Origin of the sequence: Desertihabitans aurantiacus (assembly GCF_003344635.1) — a bacterium.
GTDB classification, from domain to species: domain Bacteria; phylum Actinomycetota; class Actinomycetes; order Propionibacteriales; family Propionibacteriaceae; genus Desertihabitans; species Desertihabitans aurantiacus.
On the sequence record NZ_QPKK01000224.1, the window covers coordinates 1 to 6,334 of the forward strand.

Sequence of the window (6,334 nt, forward strand, 5' to 3'; positions counted from 1 at the left end):
CGACGGCGCGGGGCCGCCGGCAGCGGCGCGGCGCACGGGCGGGCCCGGTCCGGGGCGGGGCTCAGCCGGCGTCGACGAGCACGACCTCGACCTCGAACCCCTCCGAGCTCTGCAGGTAGAGCGCGGTGTGCTGCTCCCCGCCGGCGTGCGGGTAGTGGTCGGCGAACAGCTCGTGCCAGCCGTGCCCGCTCGACTCCGCCCGCATCCGGTCCAGCAGGGCCCGGTCGTCGGTGGTGAAGGCCAGGTGGTTGACCCCGGGCCGGAGCCGGTCGTGGGGGACGTCGCGCTGGTCGGGGGAGTGCTCGAGGTAGAGGTAGGTGCCGTCGGGGTGGGTGAGCGTGGGGCCGTCGTGCTCCCAGTCGAGCAGCCCCAGCAGCCAGCCCCACTCCGCCTCCGCGCGCGGCAGGTCGGAGACCCACAGGTCGAGGTGGTGCAGCGCGCGGGTCACGGCCGTGACGCTACCGGCCGGCTCAGACCGCGGTGTAGCCGCCGTCGACGACCACCACCGAGCCGGTCATGAACGAGGACGCGTCGCTGGCCATCCACACCACGGTCGGGCCCAGCTCCTCCGGCTCGGCCGCCCGCTGCATCGGCGAGTCGTCGATCCAGCGCGGCTTGAAGGCGGGGTCGTCGACCGGGGCCATCGCGGTGCGCACGTAGCCCGGGGCCAGCGCGTTGACGCGGATCCCCAGCGGGGCCCACTCCACCGCCAGCGACTTCGTCAGCTGGTGCACCGCCGCCTTGGAGGCGTTGTAGCCCGGCTGCCACTGCGGCCGGTTGACGATGATCGAGGAGATCGAGCCGATGTTGACGATCGCCCCGCCGCGGCGGCCGTCGGTGCGGTCGGCCATCGCCCGGCCGAACACCTGGGACGTCCGCCACAGCCCGGTGAGGTTGGTGTCGAGGACGGTGTCCCACTCCTCGTCGCTGACCTCGAAGGCGGCCCGGTGGATGCAGGTGCCGGCGTTGTTGACCAGCACGTCGGGCACGCCCAGCTCGGCCGTGATCGCGTCGCGCACGTCCTCCAGCCCGGCCCGGTCGGTGACGTCGGTGGTGTACACCCCGGCCCGGACGCCGAGGGCCGCGACCTGCTCGCGCACCGGCTCGGCACCCGCCGCGTCGCGGACCAGCAGCGCCACGTCGGAGCCGGCCTCGGCCACCGCGACCGCCAGCGCGGCCCCGATGCCGCGGGCGGCACCGGTCACCACGGTGACCTTCCCGGCGAGTGAGAACGAGTCGAGCACGGGCATGTCCATCTCCTTGGTTCGGTGGATGAGGGGGTCTCGGGGCTGGTCAGCCGGCGCCGGGGTGGGGGACGGTGACCACCGTGGTACCAGCCTGTCCGAAGGCGTCCAGCTCCGCCCGCCCGCCCGGGTCCGGCTCGTCGCTGACGAGGACGTCGACCCGTCCCGCCGGCAGCACGACGTGCGGACCGTGCAGGCCGAGCTTGTGCCGGTCGACCAGCAGCACCCGGGTCTGGCAGCGCTCGGCGATCACCTGCTTGACCCGGGCGGAGTCCTCCAGCAGGTGCAGCACCTCCCCGCCGGCCACCCCGGGGGCGGAGATCAGCGCGACGTCGCCGCGCCACTCGGTGAACCCGGCCTCGGCGACCGGGCCGAACACCGCCCGCAGCTCCGGGGCGACCCGTCCGCCGACCAGGTGCACGGTGGCGTGCGGGTAGCGGCGCAGCTCCTCGGGCACGGCGAGGAAGTTCGTCACCACGGTGACCGGGACGCCGGTGCGGCAGCGGGCGTGCAGCGCCGGCAGGCAGCTGGTGGAGTCGTCGACCAGGATGGTCCGGGCCGCGGTCAGCCAGGGCAGGGCAGCCCGTCCCACCGCCTCCTTGACGTCGGTGCCGAAGCGCAGCCGGAACGCCGCGCTGGTCTGGCGCTCCAGCTCGGTCGGGGCGACCGCGTGCCCGTGCTCCTTGCGCAGCAGCCGCTCGGCGGCCAGTGCGTCCAGGTCGCGGTGCACCGTCATCACGCTGGTGCCCAGCTCGCTGGCCAGGGCGCTGATCTCGATCCGGCGGGCCCGGATCACCCGGTCGAGCAGGTCGCCCCGGCGCCGCATCACGTCGGCGTTGCTGCTGCGTCCCACCCGGTCACTCCCCGGGGCGGACCACGGACTTGATCACGCCGGGGGTGCCGGTCGACTGCAGGGCCTCCTCGGCGCGGTCGAGCCCGAAGCGGCCGGTGACCAGGCCGTCCAGGTCGACCCGGCCGCTGGCGGCCAGGGCGATCGCGGTGGGATAGGTGTTGGCGTAGCGGAAGGTGCCGGTGAGCACCAGCTCGCGGTTCTGCAGCAGCCCGACCGGGATGGTCAGCTCGTCCGCGCCCATCCCGACCAGCACGATCCGCCCGGCGCCACGGACGGTGGGGAACCCCGCCAGCACGGCCGGCTGGGCGCCCGAGCACTCGATGAAGGCGTCCATCCGCCCGGCACCGGCGGCCAGGTGGTCCAGGGTGCCGGTGCGGACGTCCACGGTCTCGGTGGCGCCGTAGCGCTCGGCCACGGCCAGCCGTCCCGGGTCGACGTCGGTGACGACGATCTCGGACGCCCCCAGCGCGCGGGCCACCTGGACCGTGACCAGCCCGATCGGCCCGGCGCCGGTCACGAGCAGCTTCGTGCCGGCCCCGACCTCGGCCTTGCGGCAGGCCCAGACCCCGACCGAGAGCGGCTCGATCAGTGCGGCGGCGTCGTCGGACAGCGAATCCGGCACGGGGTGGGCGAAGTCGGCGGCCAGCGTCACGTACTCGGCGAAGGTGCCGTCCACCGGCGGGGTGGCGAAGAAGACCACGTCCGGGCACAGGTTGTAGCGGCCGTGCTTGCACTGCTCGCAGTGCCGGCAGGGCACACCCGGCTCCATCGCCACCCGCTGGCCGACCCGGGCGGGGTCGACGCCCTCACCGACCGCGACCACGGTGCCGCTGGCCTCGTGGCCCAGCACCAGCGGCTCACGCACCACGAAGTCGGCGATCCGGCCGTGGCGGTAGTAGTGGACGTCGGAGCCGCAGATGCCGACCGAGGCGACCCGCACGAGCACCTCGTCCGGACCGGGGGTGGGCACCGGTCGCTCGGCCGGACCGATCTCGCCGGCGCGCTCGAGCAGGGAGACCCGCATGGTGGTGGGCAGGGTCGGCGTCGTGGTGGTCACGGTGCTCATTCTCCCGTCACCGCGCCCAGCGACAGACCGGTGACCAGCCAGCGCTTCACCGCCAGCCCGAGCACCACCATCGGGACGACCACGATGGTGCCGATGGCGGTGAGCTGGCCCCAGTCCACACCGGTCTGGGTGACCAGCTGGCTGGCCGCGATCGGCAGCGTCTGCGAGCTCGGCCCGGCGAAGACCGAGGCGAAGGCGTAGTCGTTCCAGGCGAACACCAGGCAGAGGATGCCGGTGGTCACCAGCCCCGCCTTCGACAGCGGCAGGATGACGTTCCAGAAGGCGCCCCAGCGGGTGCAGCCCGAGACCAGCGCGGCCTCCTCCAGCGAGGGCGGGATCTCGGCGAAGAACGCCTGCATCAGCCAGGTGGCGAACGGCAGGTTGAACGTCATGTAGGCCAGGATCAGCCCGGGCAGGGTGTCGATCAGCCCGGCGAAGCGGAACATCAGGAACAGCGGCAGCACGACCGCGGCGATCGGGGCCATCCGGGTGGAGATGATCCAGAACGACAGGTCGGACTTGCGCTTCATCCGGGTCCGCGACAGCCCGTAGCCGGCCAGCGTCCCCAGCACCAGCGACAACCCGGCCGAGACCACCGCGGCCACCACGCTGTGCCAGATGTAGGGCAGCAGGTTGTTGGCGCCGGTGAACAGGCCGACGTAGTTCTCCAGGCTGGGGGTGAACACCCACTTCGGGTCGGCGGCGGTGACGTCGTCGCCGCCCTTGAACGAGCCGAGCAGCATCCAGACCAGCGGGATCAGCGTCCAGAGCAGGAACACCCCGAGCACGACCCAGGTGACGACCGTGCCGCCCGGGGTCATCTTCTGGTCGAAGGAGAGCCCGGTCGACCTCTTCGGCGGGCGCGCCGGGGCGTCGGCGGGGGCGGTGGTGGTGCTCACTGGGCGAGTCCCTTCCGGTCGAGGAGCCGGACGAACACCTTCGCCATGGCGATGGTGACGGCCAGCATCATCAGTCCGATGGCGGCGGCGTAGCCGAGGTCGAAGAACCGGAACGCCGTCTCGTACAGCCGCAGCGGCACGATCTTCGTCGCGTCGGCCGGGCCGCCGTTGGTGGTGATGGTGATGATGTCGAAGTAGCGGACGGCGTCCATCGAGCGGATGAGGAACGCCACCAGCAGCACGTTGGAGATCGAGGGGAAGATGATGTGGAACAGCGTCCGCGTCCGGCCCGCCCCGTCCAGGGCGGCCGCCTCGAGGACGGACGGGTTCACCCCCGAGAGCCCGGCCAGCGTGATCAGCGTGATCAGCGGCGTCCACTCCCAGACGTCCATCAGCGCGACGGCGATGAAGGCGGTCACCGGGCTGCCCAGCGGGTCGATGTCGATGCCGACCGCCTGCAGCCAGTTGGTGTACAGCCCGAAGGTGGGGTCGACCAGGTAGCGGCCGAGCAGGCCGACGATGACCGGGGCGACGAACATCGGCAGCAGCACCAGCGAGAGCACCAGGCCGCGTCCGCGCAGCACCCGGTGCAGCGCCACGGCGACGCCGATGCCGATCAGCAGCTCCAGGCCGACGGTGACGACGAAGTAGAGCACCGTGGTGGCCCAGGACGTCCACAGGTTCGGGTCGGTCAGTGCGCGCGCCCAGTTGTCCAGGCCGCGCCACTCCAGCGCGGCGCCGCCGAGCAGGCGGACCCGGGAGAAGCTCATGCCGATGAGGGTGAGGAACGGGATGATCGACAGCCCGGCCATGAAGATGACGGCCGGCGCCATCAGCAGCCCGGGGAAGCCCAGCCCGCGACGCGGCCGCCGGGGCTGCTTCATCTGCTGCACCCGCTCCGGGGCCAGCTCCTGCCCCCCGGTCGGCTGTGCGGTCGTCTGCGTCATGCCTGCCACCCCCGCGCCACGATCTGGTCGATGCGACGGGCCAGCCCGTCCATGGTCGCCGCCGGCTGCTGCTGCCCGGCCAGCATCTTCGACAGCTCGGTGAAGACCGCGGTGTCGCACTCGTTCCACATCGGGATCTTGGGACGCAGCCCGATGACGTCGTCGCGCCAGGCCACCTCCATGGTCGGCCCGGTCAGCATGTTCGGCAGCTCGCTGGGACGCTGCTCGGCGGCCTGCACCTCGGGCAGCTCGTAGACCGAGGTGCGGGTCGGCGTCCCACCACCGGCGGCGGAGGCGAGGTTGGCCAGCTGGGTCTGCGGCGAGGTGGCCCAGTTGACGAACAGCCAGGCCGCACCGCGCTCGGCGCCGCCGGTGTTGCCCGAGATGCCGATCCCGCAGCCGCCGAAGTGGGCGGAGGAGCGGGCGGGCCCGTGCGGCAGCGGGGCGTAGGAGACCTGGCCGGGCAGCGACTCCTCGTTGCCGGAGGCGAACTCGTGCCAGTTGACGCACATGGCGATCTGGCCCTGCGCCATGGCGTTGCCGACACCGTCCCAGTCCCAGGAGCGCGAGCCGGGGTGGGCGATGCCGACCAGCCGCTGGTAGAACGCGGCGGCCTCCTTGGCCTCGTCGCTGGCCAGCAGCGAGCGTCCCGGGTCGGTGGCTCCGCGCAGGCCGACCTCGGAGCCGCCCTCGAAGTACTCCCCGCCGTAGGACCACAGCACGTTGGAGAAGTCGCACATCAGCGAGTCGTGCTGCTTGGACTGGGTGCCGACCCCGGCGACGACGTCGTCGACGTTCTCGTTGAACCACTGCGCGATCTGGAAGAACTCCTCCCAGGTGCGATCCATCCCGGGCGTGACGTCGAAGCCGAGGTCGTCGCGCATCCGGTCGCCGTGGGCGTCGAAGAGGTCCTGGCGGTACTGCCAGATCATCGTCGGGCAGTCGTAGGGGAGGGCGAACACCTTGTCCGGGTCCTCGAAGGTGCCGGTGGCGGCGAGCTGGGTGGGGATGAAGTCCTCCAGCCCGCCCTCCAGCGGCGGGTAGCCGTCGGCGTCGACGAACTCGCGCAGGTCGGCGAGCCCGGCCGAGTAGGGGGCGAGCACCTGGTACGGGTCGGCGTAGATGACGTGGTACTGGCTCTGCCCCGACGCCAGGTCGAGGGCGACCCGCTGCACGAGCGCGCTGAGCTCGAGGTTGACGATCCGGACGTCGATGCCGGTCAGCTCGGTGAACGGCTGCAGGTTGGCCGCGATGGCTGCGGTCGGGGCGGTGTTCTCGGAGATGAAGTTGATGGTGGTGCCGGCGAAGCGGCGCCACTCGTCGCC

At 72.4% G+C, this 6,334-nt stretch carries 7 protein-coding genes; all 7 read right to left on the reverse strand.

Going from position 1 to position 6,334, the window contains the following annotated elements:
- Positions 1–61: 61 nt before the first annotated feature.
- Positions 62–448, reverse strand: a complete 387-nt coding sequence (locus DVA66_RS15530; RefSeq protein ID WP_114560899.1) for a VOC family protein — start codon at positions 446–448, stop codon at positions 62–64.
- A 22-nt stretch (positions 449–470) separates the two neighbouring features.
- Positions 471–1,250, reverse strand: a complete 780-nt coding sequence (locus DVA66_RS15535) for an SDR family NAD(P)-dependent oxidoreductase (protein WP_114560900.1) — start codon at positions 1,248–1,250, stop codon at positions 471–473.
- Positions 1,251–1,293: 43 nt separating this feature from the next.
- The gene (locus tag DVA66_RS15540; protein WP_114560901.1) at positions 1,294–2,097 is read right to left on the reverse strand and encodes a DeoR/GlpR family DNA-binding transcription regulator; all 804 of its coding nucleotides are present in this window, start codon (positions 2,095–2,097) and stop codon (positions 1,294–1,296) included.
- A 4-nt stretch (positions 2,098–2,101) separates the two neighbouring features.
- Positions 2,102–3,163 (reverse strand): NAD(P)-dependent alcohol dehydrogenase, encoded by a 1,062-nt coding sequence (locus DVA66_RS15545; RefSeq protein WP_114560902.1) that lies wholly within the window; start codon positions 3,161–3,163, stop codon positions 2,102–2,104.
- The gene (locus DVA66_RS15550) at positions 3,160–4,062 is read right to left on the reverse strand and encodes a carbohydrate ABC transporter permease (protein WP_198671817.1); all 903 of its coding nucleotides are present in this window, start codon (positions 4,060–4,062) and stop codon (positions 3,160–3,162) included. The genes DVA66_RS15545 and DVA66_RS15550 overlap by 4 nt, the downstream gene beginning before the upstream one ends.
- Positions 4,059–5,009 carry a carbohydrate ABC transporter permease gene (locus tag DVA66_RS15555; protein ID WP_198671818.1) on the reverse strand — a complete coding sequence of 317 codons (951 nt, stop codon included), beginning with the start codon at positions 5,007–5,009 and terminating at the stop codon, positions 4,059–4,061. Before DVA66_RS15555 ends, DVA66_RS15550 begins: the two co-directional genes overlap by 4 nt.
- Positions 5,006–6,334 (reverse strand): extracellular solute-binding protein (locus tag DVA66_RS15560; protein WP_114560903.1); only part of this gene is annotated, 1,329 nt, incomplete at its 5' end. The genes DVA66_RS15555 and DVA66_RS15560, both read right to left, overlap by 4 nt.